This window comes from Hydrogenophaga sp. GW101-3F08, from assembly GCF_059424585.1.
The window spans coordinates 192,934-212,320 of record NZ_JBWKZP010000008.1 but is presented as its reverse complement, the minus strand read 5'-3'; the positions used below and the strand labels follow the sequence as shown (position 1 = coordinate 212,320).

Annotated in this window: 22 protein-coding genes; 11 read left to right on the top strand and 11 right to left on the bottom strand. The window is 68.1% G+C overall.

What is annotated here, in order from left to right; all coding sequences use genetic code 11:
• Positions 1-122 precede the first annotated feature (122 nt).
• The 4 genes from AC07YZ_RS19680 to rd all read left to right on the top strand — a co-directional run bounded on the left by AC07YZ_RS19680 (position 123) and on the right by rd (position 4,287).
• Positions 123-1,013, top strand: a complete 891-nt coding sequence (locus tag AC07YZ_RS19680) for a sulfurtransferase (protein WP_494795982.1) — start codon at positions 123-125, stop codon at positions 1,011-1,013.
• A 43-nt stretch (positions 1,014-1,056) separates the two neighbouring features.
• Positions 1,057-1,626, top strand: a complete 570-nt coding sequence (locus AC07YZ_RS19675; protein ID WP_494795981.1) for an OsmC family protein — start codon at positions 1,057-1,059, stop codon at positions 1,624-1,626.
• Positions 1,627-1,816: 190 nt separating this feature from the next.
• On the top strand, positions 1,817-2,959 hold the full coding sequence (locus AC07YZ_RS19670; protein WP_494795980.1) for an acyl-CoA dehydrogenase family protein: 1,143 nt from the start codon (positions 1,817-1,819) through the stop codon (positions 2,957-2,959).
• Positions 2,956-4,287, top strand: coding sequence for a rubredoxin (rd, locus tag AC07YZ_RS19665; RefSeq protein ID WP_494795979.1), 1,332 nt, complete (start codon positions 2,956-2,958; stop codon positions 4,285-4,287). The genes AC07YZ_RS19670 and rd overlap by 4 nt, the downstream gene beginning before the upstream one ends.
• Positions 4,288-4,496: 209 nt before the next feature.
• On the opposite strand, the gene AC07YZ_RS19660 is transcribed toward rd, so the two are convergent.
• Complete coding sequence (locus tag AC07YZ_RS19660) at positions 4,497-4,898, bottom strand: XRE family transcriptional regulator (protein WP_494795978.1); 402 nt, start codon at positions 4,896-4,898, stop codon at positions 4,497-4,499.
• Between the two features lie 92 nt (positions 4,899-4,990).
• Between AC07YZ_RS19660 and AC07YZ_RS19655 the strand changes: the two genes are divergently transcribed.
• Positions 4,991-5,845 (top strand): hypothetical protein, encoded by an 855-nt coding sequence (locus tag AC07YZ_RS19655; RefSeq protein WP_494795977.1) that lies wholly within the window; start codon positions 4,991-4,993, stop codon positions 5,843-5,845.
• 43 nt (positions 5,846-5,888) lie between these two features.
• Here the strand turns inward: AC07YZ_RS19655 and AC07YZ_RS19650 are convergent, their stop codons facing one another.
• Positions 5,889-6,404: a hypothetical protein gene (locus tag AC07YZ_RS19650; RefSeq protein WP_494795976.1), complete on the bottom strand. Its 516-nt coding sequence runs from the start codon at positions 6,402-6,404 to the stop codon at positions 5,889-5,891.
• A 77-nt stretch (positions 6,405-6,481) separates the two neighbouring features.
• Positions 6,482-7,612 carry an MFS transporter gene (locus AC07YZ_RS19645; RefSeq protein WP_494795975.1) on the bottom strand — a complete coding sequence of 377 codons (1,131 nt, stop codon included), beginning with the start codon at positions 7,610-7,612 and terminating at the stop codon, positions 6,482-6,484.
• A 74-nt stretch (positions 7,613-7,686) separates the two neighbouring features.
• Between AC07YZ_RS19645 and AC07YZ_RS19640 the strand changes: the two genes are divergently transcribed.
• Positions 7,687-8,568, top strand: a complete 882-nt coding sequence (locus tag AC07YZ_RS19640) for a LysR substrate-binding domain-containing protein (protein ID WP_494795974.1) — start codon at positions 7,687-7,689, stop codon at positions 8,566-8,568.
• 105 nt (positions 8,569-8,673) lie between these two features.
• Here AC07YZ_RS19640 and AC07YZ_RS19635 read toward each other — a convergent pair whose 3' ends face one another.
• Positions 8,674-9,711, bottom strand: a complete 1,038-nt coding sequence (locus AC07YZ_RS19635) for an RNA methyltransferase (RefSeq protein ID WP_494795973.1) — start codon at positions 9,709-9,711, stop codon at positions 8,674-8,676.
• Between the two features lie 109 nt (positions 9,712-9,820).
• Between AC07YZ_RS19635 and AC07YZ_RS19630 the strand changes: the two genes are divergently transcribed.
• The 4 genes from AC07YZ_RS19630 (at position 9,821) to AC07YZ_RS19615 (ending at position 12,387) form a co-directional block, all read left to right on the top strand.
• Positions 9,821-10,693 (top strand): pirin family protein, encoded by an 873-nt coding sequence (locus AC07YZ_RS19630; protein WP_494795972.1) that lies wholly within the window; start codon positions 9,821-9,823, stop codon positions 10,691-10,693.
• 151 nt (positions 10,694-10,844) lie between these two features.
• Complete coding sequence (locus AC07YZ_RS19625; RefSeq protein ID WP_494795971.1) at positions 10,845-11,714, top strand: pirin family protein; 870 nt, start codon at positions 10,845-10,847, stop codon at positions 11,712-11,714.
• 65 nt (positions 11,715-11,779) lie between these two features.
• Positions 11,780-11,992 (top strand): AbrB/MazE/SpoVT family DNA-binding domain-containing protein, encoded by a 213-nt coding sequence (locus AC07YZ_RS19620; protein ID WP_226490816.1) that lies wholly within the window; start codon positions 11,780-11,782, stop codon positions 11,990-11,992.
• Entirely contained in the window at positions 11,992-12,387 is a 396-nt protein-coding gene (locus tag AC07YZ_RS19615) for a type II toxin-antitoxin system VapC family toxin (protein WP_226490815.1), read from the top strand. Before AC07YZ_RS19620 ends, AC07YZ_RS19615 begins: the two co-directional genes overlap by 1 nt.
• A gap of 56 nt (positions 12,388-12,443) precedes the next feature.
• On the opposite strand, the gene AC07YZ_RS19610 is transcribed toward AC07YZ_RS19615, so the two are convergent.
• The 7 genes from AC07YZ_RS19610 to AC07YZ_RS19580 all read right to left on the bottom strand — a co-directional run bounded on the left by AC07YZ_RS19610 (position 12,444) and on the right by AC07YZ_RS19580 (position 18,623).
• Positions 12,444-12,911, bottom strand: a complete 468-nt coding sequence (locus AC07YZ_RS19610; RefSeq protein ID WP_226490814.1) for a nuclear transport factor 2 family protein — start codon at positions 12,909-12,911, stop codon at positions 12,444-12,446.
• Positions 12,911-13,354 carry a cyanase gene (gene cynS, locus AC07YZ_RS19605; protein ID WP_226490813.1) on the bottom strand — a complete coding sequence of 148 codons (444 nt, stop codon included), beginning with the start codon at positions 13,352-13,354 and terminating at the stop codon, positions 12,911-12,913. The genes AC07YZ_RS19610 and cynS overlap by 1 nt, the downstream gene beginning before the upstream one ends.
• A 41-nt stretch (positions 13,355-13,395) precedes the next feature.
• A complete protein-coding gene (locus tag AC07YZ_RS19600) occupies positions 13,396-14,268 on the bottom strand; it encodes an ABC transporter ATP-binding protein (RefSeq protein WP_494795970.1) in 873 nt (290 codons plus the stop codon).
• Positions 14,258-15,121, bottom strand: coding sequence for a nitrate ABC transporter permease (ntrB, locus tag AC07YZ_RS19595; protein WP_494795969.1), 864 nt, complete (start codon positions 15,119-15,121; stop codon positions 14,258-14,260). Before ntrB ends, AC07YZ_RS19600 begins: the two co-directional genes overlap by 11 nt.
• A gap of 1 nt (position 15,122) precedes the next feature.
• Complete coding sequence (locus tag AC07YZ_RS19590; protein WP_494795968.1) at positions 15,123-16,529, bottom strand: CmpA/NrtA family ABC transporter substrate-binding protein; 1,407 nt, start codon at positions 16,527-16,529, stop codon at positions 15,123-15,125.
• A 146-nt stretch (positions 16,530-16,675) separates the two neighbouring features.
• Positions 16,676-17,359 (bottom strand): response regulator, encoded by a 684-nt coding sequence (locus AC07YZ_RS19585; RefSeq protein WP_494795967.1) that lies wholly within the window; start codon positions 17,357-17,359, stop codon positions 16,676-16,678.
• A gap of 61 nt (positions 17,360-17,420) precedes the next feature.
• Positions 17,421-18,623, bottom strand: a complete 1,203-nt coding sequence (locus AC07YZ_RS19580; protein WP_494795966.1) for a sensor histidine kinase — start codon at positions 18,621-18,623, stop codon at positions 17,421-17,423.
• A gap of 134 nt (positions 18,624-18,757) precedes the next feature.
• Between AC07YZ_RS19580 and AC07YZ_RS19575 the strand changes: the two genes are divergently transcribed.
• Positions 18,758-19,369 carry a cyclic nucleotide-binding domain-containing protein gene (locus tag AC07YZ_RS19575; RefSeq protein ID WP_226490807.1) on the top strand — a complete coding sequence of 204 codons (612 nt, stop codon included), beginning with the start codon at positions 18,758-18,760 and terminating at the stop codon, positions 19,367-19,369.
• Positions 19,370-19,387: the final 18 nt, after the last annotated feature.

Genomic DNA, 19,387 nt, shown 5'->3' with positions numbered 1-19,387 from the left:
CCCCCATAAAACCAGCAAAATCAACGGCTTGCGCACGTTGACCCCACCGCCCGCCACCCTGGCACGACCGTTGCAAAAGAGCACCCAGGCCATCCTGCCTTTGCCCTTTTCAAGAGGTCCCCATGAGCATTGAAGCCACCCTGATCGCACCCGATCAACTCGCCACGCTGCAAGCCGCCGAACCGGTGGTGATCATCGACACGCGCGACGCCGACACCTTTGCCGCTGGCCACATCCCCGGCGCGGTGAACCTGCGCGAGGTGTTCACCTTTCTCGCCACCTCCACGCCCGAGGGCCTGCAGGCGCTGAAGGCCACCTTCGCCGAAGCGCTGGGCAAGGCCGGTCTCTCGGGCGCCGAGACGGCCGTGTTCTACGAAGACGCGATGAACAGCGGCTACGGCCAGTCGTGCCGCGGCTACTACCTGTTGACCTGGCTGGGCTACCCCAAGATCAAGGTGCTCAACGGCGGCTTCAGCGCCTGGAAGGCCGCCGGTCTGCCGGTGTCGACCGCAGCGGCCACGCCCGTGCCCGCCACCTTCCCCGAGCTGCCGATGAGCGACGTGATGCTGACGCAGGCCGATGTGCAGGCCGCGCTGGGCACCAGCACCGTGTTGCTCGACGTGCGCGACGTGGACGAGTGGATCGGCGACAGCTCTTCGCCCTACGGCAAAGACTTCGCGCCGCGCAAGGGCCGCCTGCCGGGCGCGAAGTGGATCGAGTGGTACCGCTTCATGAAACCCTCGGCGCAGGGCCCGGTATTCAAGACGCCGGACGAGGTGAAGGCCGAGTGCGCCACCGCCGGCATCGCGCCCGACGACACGGTCTACCTGTATTGCTTCAAGGGCGCGCGTGCGTCCAACAGCTTCCTCGCGCTCAAGCAGGCCGGCTTCTCCGACGTGCGCATGTACTTCGGCTCCTGGAACGAGTGGTCGCGCGACGAGAGCCTGCCCATCGAGACCGGTCTGCCGGTGGCCAAGTCCAGCAAGCCCGCCAGCCTGGCGCTGGCGGCCTGAACCGCTTTCTTTTCAACCCGTTTTTCACCTTTCTGGAAACCCCATGTCTTCCACCGACACCCTCGACCCCACCGCGCCCGTGACCACCGTCAAGGCCTACCTGCGCCCCATCGACGCCAAGGGCCTGGCCGACTTCGCCGCGGGCGGCAAGGCCAACCCGGCGCGGCGCGGCACCAACAAGGTCCACACCGTGATGGAGGGGCAGTACCGCTCGCTGTCGCACGTGGGCGAGAAACACGTGGTGGTGGTGGACGAGCCGCTGCACCTGTTCGGCGAAGACACGGCGCCCGCGCCGGGCGAGATCGTGCTCTCGGGCCTGGGCGGCTGCATCGCCGTGGGCGTGACGGCCGTGGCCACCTGGAAGGGCGTGAAGCTGAGCAAGCTGGAGGTGTTTCTGGAAGGCGACATCGGCAACCCGGCCGCCTGGGGCGCCGGTGGTGCGCTGCAGATGACGCCGCCGCAGATGGGCTTTCAGGCCATTCGCGTGAAGGTGCTGGTGGAAGGCGACGCGCCGCGCGAGGTGCTGGACGAGATCGTGCAACACGCGAACTTCTATTCGCCGGTGGCCAACACGATGCGCAACCCGATTCCGTTTGAGATCTCGATGGCTTGAAGTTTTTAGCTCCCTCCTCCTCTGGGGGAGGGTGGGGGTGGGGGCATGCATGAAGCGGCGTTGCCGGCGCGCGGGCCCCCATCCCCGCCTTCCCCCAGAGGGGGAAGGAGCGAACTCCCCCGTTCGCCCTGAGCCCTTCGACGGGCTCAGGACAGGCCCTGTCGAAGGGCCCCCACCCACTGGACCCGCCATGAACCCCGCCGACCTGCCCCCCGAACTCGCCACCCCACCCGCTGGTCTCATCGACGCGGTGCGCGCCATCGCGCAGGGCCCGCTGGCCGAGCAGGCCTACGCCATCGACCGGGGCGCCTACCCGGTGGACGTGATGCAGCAACTGGCCGCAGCCGGCGCGATGAGCGCGCACCTGCCGCAGCCGGATGGCACGCCGGGCGACTACGGCCTGGCCATCCTGGCCATGGCCGAGGCGGCCAAGGTCTGCGGCGCCACGGGCTTCATGATGTGGTGCCAGTGCGTGGCGGGGCTGTACATGCAGGCCTCGGGCAACCCGGCGCTCACCGGCGAGCGGCTGGCGCGCCACGTGCGCGGCGAGACGCTGGGCGGCACCGGCCTGTCGAACCCGATGAAGAGCTTTGCGCAAATCGAAAGCCTGCTGCTCAAGGCCACACCGGTCGAAGGCGGTTACCGCGTCAACGGCACCCTGCCCTGGGTCAGCAACCTCGGGCCCGACCACTACTTCGGCGCCATCGCCTCGGTGCAGATCGACGGCGCCTGCGCCGGCCGCGAGATGATGTTCATGCTGCGCTGCGACGCGCCCGGCGTCACGCTCAAGGCCTGCCCCGAGTTCTCGGGCATGGAAGGCACGGGCACCTACAGCGTGCACTGCAAAGACCTGTTCGTGGGCATGGACGACGTGGTGGCCGACCCGGCCAAGCCGACCATCGCGCGCATCCGCGGCGGCTTCGTGCTGCTGCAGTGCGGCATTGCGGCCGGCATCATCCAGGGCGCGATCGACAGCATGTGGGCGGTGGAGGGCCAGCTCGGCCATGTGAACCAGTACCTGGAAGACCGGCCCGCCGAACTGCAGGCCGAGTTCGACGCGCTGGTGGCCCGCATCATGAAGCTGGCACAGACGCCGTTCGACACCTCGACCGACTACTTCATCGACGTGCTCGACGCGCGCGCCCACGGCGCCGAGCTCTGCCTGCGCGCCGCCAACTCCGCGCTGATGCACCAGGGCGCGCGCGGCTACCTGATGAGCAGCGAGGTGCAGCGCCGCGTGCGCGAAGCGCAGTTCGTCGCCATCGTCACACCGGCCATCAAGCACTTGCGCAAAGAGATCGCGCGGCTGAGCGCCGAGGAGATGCCGGCATGAGCGCAGGCGCCTCCATGAACGCCGCGCCCGCCAACGCAACGCCCCTTGCCGCAGCGGCCGCCGCCCTGCAAGCGCTCGCCCCCGCTGCAGCGCATGAAGTGGCCAGCGTGGGGGCTCCATTCAACAAATACATCTGCCACGCCTGCGGCTACATCTACGACGAGGCCGAGGGCGACCCCGACAGCGGCCTGGCCGCCGGCACGCGCTTCGAAGACATCCCCGACGACTGGGCCTGCCCGCTCTGCGGCGTGACCAAGAGCGACTTCGAACCCTACAGCGCGCCCAGCCTGGACGAGCTGCGGGCGCGCGCCGCCGGCGCGGCCCCGGTGGCGATGCGCGGCGGCACACCGGGCGTGGTCATCGTCGGTGGCGGCCGCGCCGGCTGGCAGATGGCCGAAGCCCTGCGCGCGCTCGACGCCGCCCTGCCCATCACCCTGGTGAGCGCCTGCGCCGCCGATGTGTACGACAAGCCCCTGCTCTCGGTGGCCGTGGCGCGGCAGATGGACCCCGGCAAGCTGGTGAAAGAGACCGGCACCGACGCCGCCAAGCGCCTGGGCGTGCGCCTGCTCGCCCACACCGACGCCGTGCGCATCTGCCCCGACACGCGAAGCCTGCGCACCACACGCGGCACGCTGCGCTACGACCAACTCGTACTGGCCCACGGCGCGCAGGCCGCGCTGCCACCCGCGCTGCCCGCTGCGTACTGCTGGCGCATCAACCACCTGGGCGCGTACCAGCGCCTGCGCGCCGCGCTGGGCGACACGGCGAAAGACGTGGTCATCGTCGGCGCCGGCCTGATCGGCAGCGAGCTCGCCAACGACCTCGCGCTCGGCGGCCACCGCATCACCCTGCTCGACGTGATGGCCCAGCCGCTCGCGCGCTGGCCGGGTGAGCAGGCGGGCGCTCCCCTGCTGGAAGCCTGGAAAGACCTGCCGATCCGCTTCGTCGGTGGCGTGCAGGTGGCCGGCGTGGAGAAGCTGGGCGGCGGCTACCGCATCACCACCGCCTGCGGCCAGAAGTTCGCAGCCGACCAGGTGATCGCCGCCGCCGGCCTCACGACCCCGCCGCGCCTGGCGCACAGCGCCGCACTGGCCTGGAACAACGGCATCGCCGTGGACGCGGCCACGCTGCGCACCAGCGACGAGCGCATCCACGCCCTGGGCGACTGCATCACCATCAACGGCCAGGCCAGCCGCTTCATCGAGCCCATTGCACGGCAGGCGCGGGCGATTGCGGCGCACATCTGCGGGGGTGAGCCGGTGCCTTACGAGGCGAAGCCCGCGGTGGTGCGGGTAAAAACCACCTCGCACCCGATGACGCTGCACTGATTCGAAACACCCCCGCAGCGCTTCGCGCTACCCCCTTCACAGGGGGTGGGGAAAAGCCGGCCCGGCGGTGCCCTGGGCGGCTCCGTTTCATGCCGCGGGGCGTGGTATTCAAGGCCGCCGAAAGCGCCCACCCCGCCACAGCGGCCAGCCGTATTCAAGCAACGTTGAATGTGAAGCCAACGTTTTAAAGCCAGCTTTAAAACGCGCCTTCAAGACTCCGGCGCCGCATGCGCCTTCGCGAACGCCAGGATCACCTCGCGCACGATCTTGCGTTGCGGGGCCGGCAGCTTCAGGAAGGCTTCGAAGGCCTCGCGCTCCTGGTAGCCCACGCCCTCGTCCCAGCGCTGGCGGCGCTCCTGCACCGAGTGGCGCACGGTCACGCCAAAGCGCAGCACCTCGGGCTCCAACCCCAGCCAGTCGGCCAGCACCTGCAGCTTTTCCTGCGACGGGATGGCCTCGCCGCGCAGCCAGCGGCGCACCCCCTGCAGCGTGACCGAACGCCCCCAGTAGCGCGTGTTGAATTCGCGTTCCAGCACCACTGGGCGCAGCGCATAGCCCGCCTGGGTCATGGCATCGCGCAGGCGCTGGGCAAACTCCGCTTTTTCGTTCATGAACAGGAAAGTAAGTTTCGAGCAACCTCCTGAACACCTTTTGGTTGTTGTTTTGTTAAACTTTTTGTTCACACCAGGGGGAACAAAAAGCCATGAAGAAGTCACTGCTCCTGCGGCTGCCCGACATCGTTGCCCACGGGCACCGGCAGGCCAGCCACTTTCTGGACGGTCTGGACGACCGGCAGCGCATCGCATGGCACCCGCGGCACCGGGCATTGTCCGCCCACGGCGCCGCGCACCACCTCGACCACCCGGACCACCCCAGCCGCGACCACCGCGATCACCTGGTGTGTGGCGACGATCTGGCGGTGCTGGCCGCGCTGCTGGCCGGCCACCCCGCCCTGCCCCGGCTGCGTGGCCGGGTGGGTCTGATTTGTTTTGACCCTGGCCCGGACGCCCCGGCGGCGCGCGCCGGCAGCGCGGCACAGGCCGACAAGGAGCGCCTGACCGGGCTCACGCTGCGGCTGCTGCTCATGCGCGCGCTGCTCGCGGACACCGGCTTCATCCGCGTGCGGCTCGGGCAAGACCCGGCGGGTTGCGCCCGGCTCGTGGTGGACACGGTGTTCGGCTCGGAAAACAGCGCGCAGGACATCCTCTGGCACACCCCGCCCTCGCCGCGCATGGCCAGCGCCGCCCTGCGCCATGGCCTGGTGCATGTCTACGCCAAACACCGGCGCCGCGTCGAGCCCGTCCTGCCCGGCCCGACGGTGCCCTGGGGCCCGTCGTCCAGCCCGGCAGAGGCCATGCTGCGCCACTTGCTGGCCGTGTCCACCGCGCCGGGCGACACCGTGGTGGCGTTCAACGCCGGAGCCGAGATCGCCGCGGTGGCCGCGCCCTCGGCGCGCCAGTGGGTCATCACCGCGCCGGACGCGTCGGCTTGCGATGCCCTGCACCAGCGCCTGAGCGCCCGGGGTGCGCGGCCGTTTTTGCGGCAGGCCGTGTGGTGAAGCCCCCCGGCGGCGCTCAAGGCGGTCTGGAACCTGGAGACGCTCAGGGCGCTGACGCCAAAGGGCCCATCCCGTACCGGGTCGTCAGCAGCACCTGGATCCTTGCGGCAATGGCCACACATTCACCGGGCTCCAGCCCCCTGAACTGCGCGCACCAAGCGTCCGACTGGGCAAACGCCGGAAACCGGGGCGGCTCGCCCCATTGCCAATCGGGATGCGTCGCCTGCGGGCTTCGTCCAAACACATGCAGGTGCATCTTGCGATGGAGCCGAGGGGTTTTGGGGCCCACGGGCTGGGCCAGCGCATTGAGCGCGTTGTTGCCGGCCTCCCAATAGTTCAGGCACCCGCCGTCGAGCTGCGGCAAGGTGTCCAGCATGGCCTTTCCGGTGGCGGCCACCAGACAGGCCCAACGGGCCAGCTCATCGGGCGTCAACTCGCTTCGTTCCCAGACCGGTCGGGGCGGGTTGACCAGCAGGTGCCCGCCGTCCCTGCCATGGTTCATCGGGCGCTTCGGCAGACCCACGGTGCCGCCCGCGCACACAACCAGGGTGTGATGCATGTCCAATTCAAAGTCTCCAAAAAAAGGTGGATGAAAAAACCGGAACCGGTTTTCCATGGCGGCGGGGGTGGTTCGTCTCAATCGCTGCGCCGCTTGACGCAGGCCAGTGCCGTGCCCGCCAGCAGCAGCGCCGCACCGCCATAGATCCACTGCGCCGGCGCAATGGGCAACAGCAGGCCCGCGAGCACGGGGCCGCCGCCCGCCCCCATGTCCCGCCAGACCGACCGCGTGGCCAGGGCCTGTATGCGCCCAGGCCCCGGTGTGCGAAGCGCGACCAGCGGTGGCAGCAGCGGCAGCAAGAGGGCGCGCAGGATCACGATGGCCAGTGCGCAGGTCCACAACCAGCCGAAACCAAAGCCCACGAGGGCGACGGACGTCAGCACCGAGAAGACCACCAGCAGGACTTCCGGGCCGTGCCTTTCCGCCATGTGCCCGCCCGCCGAACTCAGCACGATTTCCGCCAGGTAACGGACCGACAACAGCAGGCCCGCCACGACGACCGGATGGCCCGGCAGCAGGTCGCGGCCCAGGTACGACAGGCCGATGATGAACAGGCCGTCCAGCACCAGGCCTTCAACAAAAGAAAAACTGTCCAGGCTGCCCGGGCGCCTGGCCCACTTTTTCCCCGACGGCGGTTCGGCGTGGGGGACGGTGGGCAGCTGGCGCGCCACCCGCACCCCAGCCAGCGCGGCGATCGCGAACAGGAAAAAGATCGCTTTGGGACCCAGCCACAGCGCACACACACCGCCCAAGGGCAGCGCCAGCATCGGCCCCAGGGCCGTCACCGCGCGGGAACGCCCGGCCCGGCGCGCGGCGCCCGCCGGTTCGGCCGTGGCCAAGGCCTGTGTGGTCAGGTTCAGCGCGGCGAACGCCAGCCCCCACAGCAGCCGAAGGCACAACAAGGCGACGAAGCCGGTGACCGTGGCATACCCCAGCGCGCACACCGCAGCGGCCAGCGCCGCCAGCGTGCAGGTGCGCCGCTCACCGTGGCGGGCGTAGAACCGCGCCACCGCCCCATACCCGGCGATGCGCACCAGGCGGTTCGCGGCCAGCAGCATCCCCGCTTCGGGCAGGCTGACACCAAACGCGGGCGCGAACATGGGCAAGAGCAGGTAGAGCACCGTGTCTCCCGGCAGTGACAACCCGAGCACCCAGGCCGCATGGCGCGAGTCGCGGTCAGAGCTTGAAGGGAGGGTGGGCGCTGGCATGGGTGCATGGTGCGCAACACCACCACGCTCGACAAACGGTATTCCTGCGCGGTATGCGTGAGAAAATCGCACACATGTTGCCCCGCCTGCCTCCGTTGAACGCGGTCCGTGCTTTTGCGGCGGCCGCGCGCCATCTGAGCTTCACCCGGGCCGCGCTGGAACTGCACGTGACGCACAGCGCGATCAGCCGCCAGATCCAGGCGTTGGAGGCCCACCTGGGCGTGGCCCTGTTCGAGCGCAAAACCCGGCAGGTGCTTCTCACGGCCGCCGGCCACCAGTTCCATGCGCAGATCGGCCCCGCCCTGGAGCAGATTGGCTCGGCCGCCGAATCGCTCAGGGGCAGCGCGCCACCGCGCACCGTGAAGATCAACGTCCGGCCCACGTTCGCGGTGCGTTGGCTGATCCCGCGGTTGCCGGGGTTTGTGGCCCTGCACCCGGACATCGAGCCGCAGGTGATGACCAGCACCCTGCCGCCCGACAAGGCGCAGGACGCGTTCGACCTGGCCATCCGGCGCGGCACCCGGGGGTGGCCGGCCGCGATGCAGATCCACCCGTGCCTGGAAGACGAGGCCCTTGTCGTGGGATCGCCCGCGCTGTTTGCCCGGTCTCCGGTCACTGACCCCGCGTCGCTGGCGTCCCATGTTCTGCTGCTGTCCAGATCGCGCAGCAACGACTGGGAGCACTGGAAACAGCGGGCGAACGTGCCCGGGTTGAAGCCCGCCGGTTGCCTGCAGTTCGAGCACCTGCACTTTGTGCTTCAGGCCGCCGTGGATGGGCTGGGCTTCGCCTTGGCGCCGACATCCCTGATCGCCCATGACGTGGCGTCGGGGCGTCTGGTCTGCCCTTTGCCCGATGTGCGGATGGCACTGAGCAGCCACTGCGTCGGTGTGGCCCCGAACGCGAGCCCGCAGACCCAGCGGTTTGTCCAGTGGCTTTTGGAAGAGATGAAGAGATGAAGAGATGAAGACGAAGGCCCCGTCGGGATGAGCTGAGAGCGATCATCCACGACACCGATCTGGCTGCAAAGCGACCCCGCCGCAGCCCTGGCCTCTGGCTCCGGCTCAGCTTCCGACGGGAACGATGGGAATGTTCCGCCGCGCCGGCCGCTCCGCCCGCGCCCGCAACTGTCCGCACCCCCCATCCACGTCCTGCCCGGCCGACTGGCGCAGCTTGGTCAGGATGCCGCGGCGGTGCAGGTGGCGGGCGATGGCCGCCGCCTTCTCCCAGCTCGGGCGCGTGAACGGCATGCCCTCGACGCTGTTGAACGGGATCATGTTGAGGATGGCGTACTTGCCCGTGAGCAGGCGCACGATGCCGTCGAGCTCTTCATCCGTGTCGTTGATGCCGCCCAGCAGCGTCCACTGGTATTGAATGGGGTAGTCGGTGGCGCGGGCGTAGACCTCGCCCGCTTCCACCAGCTCGTCCGGCGTCATGCGCGGCGCGCGCGGCAGCAGCCGCTCGCGCAGGTCGGCCCGGGTGGTGTGCAGCGAGAGCGCGAGCGCCGGCTTGACCGGGCCTTTGGGCAGGGTTTCGAACACGCGCGGGTCGCCCACGGTGGAGAACACCAGGTTCTTGTGGCCGATGTTGCCAGCCGTGCCCAGCAGCTCGATCGCCTCCATCACGTTGTCCAGGTTGTGCGCGGGCTCTCCCATGCCCATGAACACCACCTTCTTCACCGGCCGCAGGCTGCGCGCCAGCGCCACCTGCGCCACGATCTCGGCGCTGCCCACCTGGCGGATCAGGCCGGTGGTGCCGGTCATGCAGAACACGCAGCCCACCGCGCAACCGATCTGTGTCGAGACGCAGACGCCGTCGCGCGGCAGCAGCACGGTCTCGACCATCTGGCCGTCGCCCAGCTTCACCAGCAGGCGCGCCGAGCCGTCTTCGCCGGGGTGTTGTGATTCGAGCCTGGCGAGCGCGGCCAGGTCGGCCTCGATGGCGGGCAGTTCAGCGCGCAAGGTAGCGGGCAGGAAGTGTTCGATCTGGCGCTTGCCCGCCGTCTGCGGCAGGGCCAGGCTCCACAGGCGGAGCACGCGGTGTTCGTGTTTGGGCAGGGCGCCGAGCGCTCGGAGTCGCTCGCGCAAGGTCTGGATGCGCATGGAGGGTATTGTCCCCCCGCGCCGTCTTCGGCATGTGCTGGGTAACTGCCCTGCGCTCGCTGGGTTTACGGCTTCGGCAGACAATCCTTTTTCAAAGGAGACCCCCACGATGAAATCCGTGTCCCACATCCAGCGCAACCCGCACGGCCATTGGGTCGGCGACGGCTTTCCGGTGCGCAGCATCTTTTCGTACGACCACAACCCGGCCGCGTTCTCGCCCTTCCTGCTGCTCGACTTCGGCGGCCCCACCAGCTTCGACCCGACCCCGAAACGCCGCGGCGTGGGCGCGCACCCGCACCGCGGCTTCGAGACCGTGACCATCGTCTACGACGGTGAGGTCTCGCACCGCGACTCCACCGGCGCGGGCGGCACCATCGGCCCGGGCGACGTGCAGTGGATGACGGCCGCGGCCGGCATCGTGCACGAGGAGTTCCACAGCGAAGCCTTCGCCCGCAGCGGCGGGCCGTTCCAGATGGTGCAGCTGTGGGTCAACCTGCCCGCGCGCCACAAGATGGCGCCGCCCGGTTACCAGGGCATCACCGCGGCGCAGACGCCCACGGTGGACCTGCCCGACGTGAACGGCCAGGGCGCCGGCACGGCGCGCCTGATCGCGGGCTCGCTGCTCGGCGCGCAAGGCCCGGCCAGGACCTTCACGCCCATGCAGGTGTGGGACGTTCAGATCAAAGCCGGCCACACCGTGACGCTGCCAGCGCCCGAGGGCCACACCACGGTGCCGCTGGTGCTCAAGGGCCGGGTGAAGACGCAAAGCGGCGCCGAAGCCACCGACGCCGAGATGATCGTCTACGAACGCGCGGGCGAAGGCGTGACGCTCACCGCCGTGACCGACACCACCCTGCTCTGGCTGGCCGGCGAACCGATCGACGAACCGGTGGTGGGCTATGGACCGTTCGTGATGAACAGTGAGGCGGAAATCCACCAGGCTTTTTCTGATTTCCAGAGCGGCCGGATGGGCAAGTTGTGATACCCCCTGCGCCGCCTGCGGCGTCACCCCCCAGGGGGCGCACCTGGCGGCCCGGCAAAGCCGGTTCCGCGGGTGCCTGGGCAATACCCTCCGGCGCCCGCTCTTTGAATATCGGGAAATGCCTTGAAGCCCTGACACGAAGGAGAACACGATGCTTGAAATGGTGATCAACGCCCGCGCGGCCGACCTCGGCCACGGCCTCCAGGTGCGGCGCGTTCTGCCGTTCGCGAAACGCCGACAGGTCGGCCCCTTCGTCTTCCTGGACCACGCCGGCCCGGTGCCGCTGCCGCCGCAGTACGACCGCGCCGCCGACGTGCGCCCGCACCCGCACATCGGCCTCTCGACCGTGAGCTATTTGCTCAGCGGCCAGATCACGCACCGCGACAGCCTGGGCGTGCTGCAGGTGATCCGCCCCGGCGAGGTGAACTGGATGACGGCCGGGCGCGGCATCTCGCACAGCGAGCGCTTCACCCACCCCGACTCCTACGCCGACGGCGGGCTGGAGCTGATGCAGCTCTGGGTGGCGCTGCCCGAGGCCGACGAAGAGTGCGAACCGGCCTTCACCCACTACCCCGCCAGCGACCTGCCGGTGATCGAATCGGAGGGCGTGTGGATGCGCCTGGTCGCCGGCAGCGCCTACGGCGAAAGCAGCCCGGTGCGCACGCACTCGCCGCTGTTCTACCTGCACACCGAGTGGCAGGACGGCGCCAGCAAGGCCCTGCCCGGCGGCCACCGCGAACAGGCGGTGTACGTGGCCAAAGGCGAAATTGAGCACGCGGGCGAGGTCTACCAGCCAGGCCAGCTGCTGGTGTTCGGCGACGACGTGGACGCGGTGATCACCGCCCGCACGCCCGCCACGCTGATGCTCTTCGGCGGCGAGCCATTGGGCGAGCGCCACATCTTCTGGAACTTCGTGTCGTCGCGCAAAGAGCGCATTGAGCAGGCCAAGGCCGACTGGGCTGCCGGCCGCATCCCGCTGCCGCCGGACGACAAGGACGAGTGGATTCCGTTGCCCGGCTGACTTTCCGTTTGAAGGTGTTTGAGGTATTCTTACCAAACCACCATCGATCGTGATAGAGCCAGAAAATGCCGACGACCGCCACCCTCTCCAGCAAGTTCCAGATATCCATTCCCAAAGCCGTTCGCGAAGAACTGCATTGGAAAGCCGGGCAGGAATTCGTGTTCATCCCCAAAGACAAGGGCGTTCTCATGATGCCGGTGCCACAGCTTGAAGAGCTGGCCGGCATCGCCAAAGGCGCGCGCAAAGAAGACTACCGCGACCGCAAGGACCGCTACTGATGGCGGCACCCTTGCGCGTGGTCGATACCTCGGCGTGGATCGAGTGGCTGGTGGCTTCGTCCGTTGGGAAAAAACTGGCCAAAGAGTTTCCCGACAAGGCCCTCTGCATCGTGCCCACCATCGTGCAGCTGGAGCTGTCCAAATGGCTGTGGCGCGAGCTCGGTGAAGCGCAAGCCGATCAGGTGATCGCCTACACCCTGAAATGCCGGGTGGCATCACTGGACACGGCGACGGCGCTGCTCGCAGCCGATCTGCACCGCCAGCACAAACTCGCCACAGCCGACGCCATCGTCTACGCCACTGCCGTGCAACACGGCGCCGAACTGTTGACCTGCGACGCGCATTTCAAAGGCTTGCCGGGCGTGGTGCTGTTCCCCAAATCGGCTGCTCGTTAAGACCCGTGCTGGCAGTGCCCCGATGCTTCCGTGCATCCCGCCAGCGCAGCGCGCCATCAAAGACCCAGCTCGGTCAACCCGGGGTGATCGTCGGGGCGGCGCCCCAATGGCCAGTGAAACAAGCGCTCACTCTCATGGATCGGGCGGTCGTTGATGCTGGCGTGGCGCTGCTCCATGTAGCCCAGTTCGTTGAACTGCCAGTTCTCGTTGCCGTGCGAGCGGAACCACTGCCCCGAATCGTCGCGCCATTCGTAGACGAAGCGGACCGCGATGCGGTTGCCGCCAAACGCCCACAGCTCCTTGATGAGCCGGTAGTCGAGTTCCTTCGCCCACTTGCGCACCAGGAAGGCGTGCACCTCGGCCCGGCCCACCGGGAACTCCGCGCGGTTGCGCCAGCGCGTGTCCTCGGTGTAGACCTTGACCACACGGTCAGGGTCTCGCGAATTCCACGCGTCCTCGGCCCCGCGCACCTTTTGCGCGGCGGTCTCGGCGGTGAAGGGTGGCAGCGGCGGGCGCGGGTCCATCAGTACTGCTTGTAGGGGAGGAATTTCCCGGACATCACGATGTTCACGCGGTCGCCGTTCGGGTCGGCCTGGCGCTGCAGGTCCATCTTGAAGTCAATGGCGCTCATGATGCCGTCGCCGAACTCTTCGTGGATCAGCTCCTTGAAGGTGGTGCCGTACACGCTCACCAGTTCGTAGAAGCGGTAGATCAGCGGATCGGTCGGCACGCTGGTGGGCAGCGAGCCCTTGTAGGGCACGACCATCAACCACTTCTGCTCTTCGACGCTCAGGCCGAAGAGCTTGCCCAGCGCCTTGGCCTGCGCCGGCGTGGCCGTCATCTGGCCCAGGCACAGGGCCGTGGTCCATTCCTTGGACTGGCCCACCTTCTTGGCCACGTCGGCCCAGCTCAGGCCTTTGCTGACTTTGGTGGAGATGATCTTTTCGGTGACGTCGAGTCGGCTCATGTGTTGCCTCTTGAAGTGATGGAAGTGAAGGAAAGAAAACGTCAGTGGGCTTTCGCTCGGGAAACCAGAAAGTCCACGATGTGGTTGCGCAAGTCGTAGTAGCCATCCAGGTGGTGCAACTGCGCCCGCGTGCGGCTGCGTGGCAGCGGGTTGACCACCACCTCGGCCATGCCGCCGGGCACATACCCCTGCCCGGTTTCCTGGCCGTTGGTCATGAGCAGGATGCGATCGGCCAGCAGGATGGCTTCGTCCACGTCGTGCGTGATCATGAAGACGGTCTGGTGCGTCTCGCGCACGATGGCCATCAGCTCGTCCTGGATGGTGCCGCGCGTGAGTGCGTCCAACGCGCCGAAGGGCTCGTCAAGCAGCAGCATCTTGGGCTGGATGGCAAACGCACGCGCAATGCCCACGCGCTGCTTCATGCCGCCCGAGAGCTGGCTCGGCTTCTTGTCGATGGCGGGCAGCAGGCCGACCATGGCCACGTGCTTTTCCACCTGTTGATTGATCTGCGTCTTGTCCCACTCAGGCCAGCGCGACTTGACGGCAAAGGCAATGTTCTGCCGCACGGTGAGCCAGGGCATGAGCGCGTGGCTCTGGAACACCACGCCGCGCTCCAGGCTGGGGCCGTTGATCTCCCGGCCGTCCATGAAACAGTGGCCGCTGGTGGCGGTGTCCAGCCCCGCGAGCACGTTGAGGATGGTGGTCTTGCCGCAGCCGCTGTGGCCGATGATGCAGACGAACTCGCCTTTGTCGATGGCGAAAGACACGTCGGCAAACACCGGCTTGTCCGCCTGGTAGGCCTTGGCGAGCTGTTCGACTTTCAGGAAACCGGACATCGGGGCAACCTTTTGAATGGGGTCGTTCACAGGAACCGCGAGGACCGCGCTCTCGCGCACGCTGGTGTCACTCCACATAGGTCACCGCCTTCTGCAGTTGCGCAAACACCAGGTCGAGCAACATGCCGACCACGCCGATCAGCAGCACGGCGAAGATCACGTTGGTGAGCGAGAGGTTGTTCCACTCGTTCCACACGAAGTAGCCGATGCCCGTGCCGCCCACCAGCATCTCGGCCGCCACGATCACCAGCCAGGCGATGCCCATGCTGATGCGCATGCCGGTGAGGATGGTGGGCGCCGCGGCCGGCAGGATCACCTGGAAAGCCTTGCGCAGCGGGTTCACCTCCAGCGTGCTGGCCACGTTGAGCCAGTCGCGCTTGACCCCAGCCACGCCAAACGCGGTGTTGATCAGCATCGGCCAGATCGAGCAGATGAAGATCACGAAGATGCCGCTCACGTCGGAGTCCTTCAGCGTGTAGAGCGCCAGCGGCATCCAGGCCAGGGGGCTGATGGGTTTGAGCACCTGCACGAAAGGGTTGAAGGCCTTCTGCATCAGCGGCGACATGCCGATCAGGAAACCCATCGGCAGCGCCACCGCCATCGCGAGCAGGAAGCCCAGGCCGACACGGCCCAGCGAGTGCGCGAGCTGGATGCCGATGCCCTTGTCGTTCGGCCCCTTGTCGTAGAACGGGTCGGACAGGTGCGCCCAGCTCGCCCTGGCCACCTCGATGGGCGGCGGGAAGCCGCTGCTCTTCTCTGCCCCCGGGTCCTTGCCCATCATCTTGGCGTACTCGATCTCTTCGGCCGTCATGCCGGCCGAAGAACCGCCGATGGATGGCCCGGAGGTCGCGAGCTGCCAGGCGCCGATGAAGCACGCGAAGATCAGCAGCGAGACCACCGCCGCGCGCAGGTTGAGGCTCGTGGTCTTCATGTCAAGCCTTCGAAATCGGGAAGCTCTTCAAATACGCGTCGGCCTTGGCGGGGTCGAACTCCTTGCCCATGATGGTGTGCTTGGCGTAGGTGGGGCCGGCCTTGAACTCGATGCCCAGGTCCTTCATGTGCTTGCGCGCATCGGTGATCAGGAACACCTTCTCGGCGATCTGCTGGTAGTTCACATCCCCCTTCACATAACCCCAACGCTTCATCTGCGTGAGCATCCACACGGCCATGCTCTGCCAGGGCATGGGGTCGAAGTCGGCGCGATCGGGCACGTTCTGGATCTTGCCCAGGCCGTCGGCGAACTTGCCGCTGAGCACCTGGTTCAACACGGCCTCCGGCTGGTTCAGGTACTGGCTGGGCGCGATCACCTTGGCGATGAGTTCGCGGTTCTTCGGCTGGCGCGCCATGGCCGCAGCGGTGAGCACCGCGCGGTACAGCGCGGCGAAGGTGTTGGGGTTCTTCTGGATGAACTCGGTGCTGGTGCCGAAGGCGCAGCAGGGGTGGCCGTTCCAGAGGTCCTTGGTCAGCACGTGGATGAAACCCACCTCGTCAAACACCGCGCGCTGGTTGAAGGGATCGGGGCCGAGGAAGCCGTCGATGTTGCCGGCGCGCAGGTTGGCCACCATCTCGGCCGGCGGGATCACGCGCAGCTGCACGTCGGTATCGGGGTTCAGGCCGTTCTCGGCCAGGTAGTAGCGCAGCAGGAAGTTGTGCATCGAGTAGTCGAACGGGATGCCGAACTTGAAGCCCTTCCAGTTCTTCGGGTCGCGGTTGTCCTTGTGTTTCAGGGCCAGCGTGATGGCCTGGCCGTTGATGTTCTGGATCGTGGCCACGTTCATCGGCGTGGCGTTGCTGCCCAGCCCCATGCTGATGGCCAGCGGCATGGGCGAGAGGAAGTGCGAAGCGTCGTATTCCTTGTTGATCATCTTGTCGCGCACCAGCGCCCAGCCCGCGGTCTTGGTGACCGAGACATTCAGGCCCTGCTTCTGGTAGAAGCCCAGCGGGTGCGCCATGATCAGCGGCGTGGCACAGGTGATCGGGATGAAGCCGATCTTCAGGTCGGTCTTCTCCAGCGCACCCTGCTTCTCCTGCGCCATGGCCTGCATGCTGGCGACAGGCAGCACGCTGGCAATCGCCGCCATGGCCGTTCCCTTGCCCACCGCGCGCAGGAAGCGGCGGCGCTCTTCGTCGTGCGGGAACAGCGCCTTCACCAGCGTGGCTTCGATGAACCCATGGCTGTAGGCCTCGAACTCGGCGCTCTCGCTGCGGCGGCGCAGCTCAATGGCCGCGCTGTCGGCCGCCACCTCGGCGTGGTGGTCGGCCACGCTGTGGTCGCGCCCACAGCTGCACTTCATCATGAGCGGTCGATCGGCGTTGTAGGGATCGAAGAATTCGGACATGGCGCACCTCGTGAGTTGATGACGGGGTGTGCATTGCAAGCGACGGGCCAGAACCCATGCCAGACGGGGCCGATCGCCGCCCCTTGCCGCATTTCGCAGACGCCGCACCGACTCGATGTAGGGCCAGCCCTACAAGAGCGGCCGTTTCAGGGCGTTTTGGGCGAGCGCGCGTGGCGCTCGGCGTACAGCGCGAGCTCCACATCGTTCTTGGTGCCGGTCTTTTCCAGGATGCGCGCCCGGTAGGTGCTCACCGTGTTGGGCGCCAACCCGAGCTGCGCACCAATTTCGCTCACGGTCTGCCCTTGCGTGAGCAGGCGGTAGACCTGGTGTTCGCGGTGCGAGAGCGCTTCGGGCCCGGCCTGGGCACCGACCTGGCCCACGGCGGCGGCCAGCGCCTCGGCCGTGGCCTGCGTGAGGAACACCCCGCCGGCGGCCACCTTGCGCACCGCGGCAAGCATGTCGTCGGGGTCGGCGCTCTTGTTGAGATAGCCCGAGGCGCCCATGCGGATGCAGCGCACCGCGTACTGTTTCTCGGGGTAGGTGCTGAGCATGAGCACCGGCAACCTGGGGTGCTCGCGCTTGAGCGCCTGCAGCACGTCGAGCCCGTCGATGCCGGGCATGGCGATGTCGAGCAGCACCAGGTCGATCCCGGCACGCGCCTGCAGCGCGGCCACCTGGGCCAGCACCTCGGGGCCGCTCTGCGCCTCGGACACCACCAGCACGTCGGGCGCCTCGGCCAGCACCTGCTTGAGCCCTTCGCGCACGATGCGGTGGTCGTCACCGATCAGCACGCGGATGGTCTCGACGATCACGGTGGGTTCTGCGTTCATTCGGTCACCTTTGTGTTGGGCACCGCGGCGCGGGCTGGCCTGGAGCGGCCCGGCGCGGTGTTCATGAAACGTTTTCTGGGGGCAGCGCCAGCGTGAGGCACATGCGCGTGCCCCGACCTGGTGCGCTGTGGATGTCGATGCGCCCGCCGAAGTGCCGCGCGCGCTCGCGCATGCCCATCACCCCGTAGGCGTCCGCCGCCTCGAAGGCCTGGGCCGGCGCGCCCACGCCGTCGTCCTGCACCGCAAGGCTCAGCTCCGCGCCGCTGCGCGCGATGGCCACGCCCAGGTGCCGCGCCCGCGCGTGGCGCCCCACGTTGCTGAGCATTTCCTGGAAGATGCGGAACACCGCCATGGCCAGCGGCTCGGGCAGTTCCAGGCGTTCGTCCACCGCCATGCGCCAGTCCAGCGCCAGCTCGGCCGAGGCCACGAACTCCTGCGCCTGCCACTCCAACGCTGCCCACAGGCCCTGGTGGTCCAGGATGCTGGGGCGCAGGTCGGTGATGATGCGGCCCACGTTGTCCACCGCGTTCTCGATCAGGCGGCTCATGTTCTGGCACTTGCAGCGCATGCGGCTGCGCATGTCTTCGGCCGCGTCGGGGCTGCGCTGCTGCTGCTCGGACAGGCGCTTGTCCATCCAGTTCACGTCCATCTTCAGCGCCACCAGCAGGCTGCCCAGCTCGTCGTGCACCTCGCGCGCGATGCGCGTGCGCTCGTCCTCGCGCACGGTTTCGGACCAGGCCGCGAGCTCGCGCACCTGGCGCAGCGCGGTCTCCAGCGCCTGGGTGCGCTCGCGCACGCGGCCCTCCAGCTCGTCCTTGGCGCGGCGCAGCGCGTCGGCGGCGCGCTTGCGCTCGGTGATGTCCACAAAGGTGATCACCGCACCGCGCACTTGGCCGTCTTCCACGATGGGGTGGCTGGAGTACTCCACCGGAAAGGCCGTGCCGTCGCGGCGCCAGAACACCTCGCTGTCGATGCGGCAGGGCAGGCCCTGGCGAAACGCGTTGAAGATCGGGCACTCGGCCTCGGGGTAGTGGCCGCCGTCGGCGCGCGAGTGGTGGGTCAGCCCGTGCATGTTGAGCCCCAGCAGCTCCTGCGGTTCGTAGCCGATCATGCGCGCGCCCGCCTCATTGATGAAGACGCAGGCGCCGTCCAGGTCCACGCCGTAGATGCCCTCGCCGGTGGACGCCAGCAGCAGGGCCAGCGGGTCGCGCCAGGCGTCGGCGGCGACCGGACGCGGATGCAGGAAGGGGGCTTCGACGGGCATGGCGCAGCGGGTTGGAGGTTGGAGAAGGCCTAGCAATGGATATGCCACACACACGCGGCCGCTGCGGCGGTTCACAATAGGCGCCTTTGCGCTCCGGCGCCCCTCCCTTCATCGCGGCCCCGCAGCCGCCCTCCATGGCCCTGTTCGACAAACTGTTCGCTGCCCGTCGCAAATACGACGCCCCCGAGTCGCGGCTGCCCGAAGAGCGGCAGGCGCTGGTGGCCGGCTCCGACATCGCGCACGAGGCCGCGCGCATGCTGCGCGCGCCCACGGCGCTGATGCAGCTCAGCGAGGCCGAGGCCATGACCGTGGTGGGCTTCATGCGCCCGCGCCGCTTTCACAGCGGCACCACGTTCATCCACCAGGGCGACGCGAGCGACACCGGCTTCATGGTGCTGGTGCTTGACGGCGAGGTGACGGTGGAGTCGCTCACGGTCAGCCGCACCGAGCCGGTCACGCTGCGGGTGCTGGGGCCGGGCAGCCTGATCGGCGAGATGGCGCTGGTCGACGGCGCCGCGCGCTCGGCCTCGTGCGTCGCCAGCACCGACGTCCGCTGCGCCGTGCTCACACGCGATGCGCTCGAAACCCTGATCCGGGAACAGCCCGCCACCGGCGCCAAACTCATGGCCGCCGTGGCCCAGCGCCTGAGCGAGCGCCTGCGCGAGAGCGGCGACAAGCTCAGGCTCTACACCCAGATGGTGCAGGCCATGCAGGAAGAGATCGAGCGGCTCCTGCCGGAGGACTGAGCCCCATCGGGGCCGGGC

What these genes read in the sequence shown, in the direction of transcription:
- AC07YZ_RS19680 (WP_494795982.1), top strand. Translation starts at nt 123, where the DNA reads ATGAGCATTGAAGCCACCCTGATCGCACCCGATCAACTCGCCACGCTG.
- AC07YZ_RS19675 (WP_494795981.1), top strand. Translation starts at nt 1,057, where the DNA reads ATGTCTTCCACCGACACCCTCGACCCCACCGCGCCCGTGACCACCGTC.
- AC07YZ_RS19670 (WP_494795980.1), top strand. Translation starts at nt 1,817, where the DNA reads ATGAACCCCGCCGACCTGCCCCCCGAACTCGCCACCCCACCCGCTGGT.
- rd (WP_494795979.1), top strand. Translation starts at nt 2,956, where the DNA reads ATGAGCGCAGGCGCCTCCATGAACGCCGCGCCCGCCAACGCAACGCCC.
- AC07YZ_RS19660 (WP_494795978.1), bottom strand. Translation starts at nt 4,898, where the DNA reads ATGAACGAAAAAGCGGAGTTTGCCCAGCGCCTGCGCGATGCCATGACC.
- AC07YZ_RS19655 (WP_494795977.1), top strand. Translation starts at nt 4,991, where the DNA reads ATGAAGAAGTCACTGCTCCTGCGGCTGCCCGACATCGTTGCCCACGGG.
- AC07YZ_RS19650 (WP_494795976.1), bottom strand. Translation starts at nt 6,404, where the DNA reads ATGCATCACACCCTGGTTGTGTGCGCGGGCGGCACCGTGGGTCTGCCG.
- AC07YZ_RS19645 (WP_494795975.1), bottom strand. Translation starts at nt 7,612, where the DNA reads ATGCCAGCGCCCACCCTCCCTTCAAGCTCTGACCGCGACTCGCGCCAT.
- AC07YZ_RS19640 (WP_494795974.1), top strand. Translation starts at nt 7,687, where the DNA reads ATGTTGCCCCGCCTGCCTCCGTTGAACGCGGTCCGTGCTTTTGCGGCG.
- AC07YZ_RS19635 (WP_494795973.1), bottom strand. Translation starts at nt 9,711, where the DNA reads ATGCGCATCCAGACCTTGCGCGAGCGACTCCGAGCGCTCGGCGCCCTG.
- AC07YZ_RS19630 (WP_494795972.1), top strand. Translation starts at nt 9,821, where the DNA reads ATGAAATCCGTGTCCCACATCCAGCGCAACCCGCACGGCCATTGGGTC.
- AC07YZ_RS19625 (WP_494795971.1), top strand. Translation starts at nt 10,845, where the DNA reads ATGCTTGAAATGGTGATCAACGCCCGCGCGGCCGACCTCGGCCACGGC.
- AC07YZ_RS19620 (WP_226490816.1), top strand. Translation starts at nt 11,780, where the DNA reads ATGCCGACGACCGCCACCCTCTCCAGCAAGTTCCAGATATCCATTCCC.
- AC07YZ_RS19615 (WP_226490815.1), top strand. Translation starts at nt 11,992, where the DNA reads ATGGCGGCACCCTTGCGCGTGGTCGATACCTCGGCGTGGATCGAGTGG.
- AC07YZ_RS19610 (WP_226490814.1), bottom strand. Translation starts at nt 12,911, where the DNA reads ATGGACCCGCGCCCGCCGCTGCCACCCTTCACCGCCGAGACCGCCGCG.
- cynS (WP_226490813.1), bottom strand. Translation starts at nt 13,354, where the DNA reads ATGAGCCGACTCGACGTCACCGAAAAGATCATCTCCACCAAAGTCAGC.
- AC07YZ_RS19600 (WP_494795970.1), bottom strand. Translation starts at nt 14,268, where the DNA reads ATGTGGAGTGACACCAGCGTGCGCGAGAGCGCGGTCCTCGCGGTTCCT.
- ntrB (WP_494795969.1), bottom strand. Translation starts at nt 15,121, where the DNA reads ATGAAGACCACGAGCCTCAACCTGCGCGCGGCGGTGGTCTCGCTGCTG.
- AC07YZ_RS19590 (WP_494795968.1), bottom strand. Translation starts at nt 16,529, where the DNA reads ATGTCCGAATTCTTCGATCCCTACAACGCCGATCGACCGCTCATGATG.
- AC07YZ_RS19585 (WP_494795967.1), bottom strand. Translation starts at nt 17,359, where the DNA reads ATGAACGCAGAACCCACCGTGATCGTCGAGACCATCCGCGTGCTGATC.
- AC07YZ_RS19580 (WP_494795966.1), bottom strand. Translation starts at nt 18,623, where the DNA reads ATGCCCGTCGAAGCCCCCTTCCTGCATCCGCGTCCGGTCGCCGCCGAC.
- AC07YZ_RS19575 (WP_226490807.1), top strand. Translation starts at nt 18,758, where the DNA reads ATGGCCCTGTTCGACAAACTGTTCGCTGCCCGTCGCAAATACGACGCC.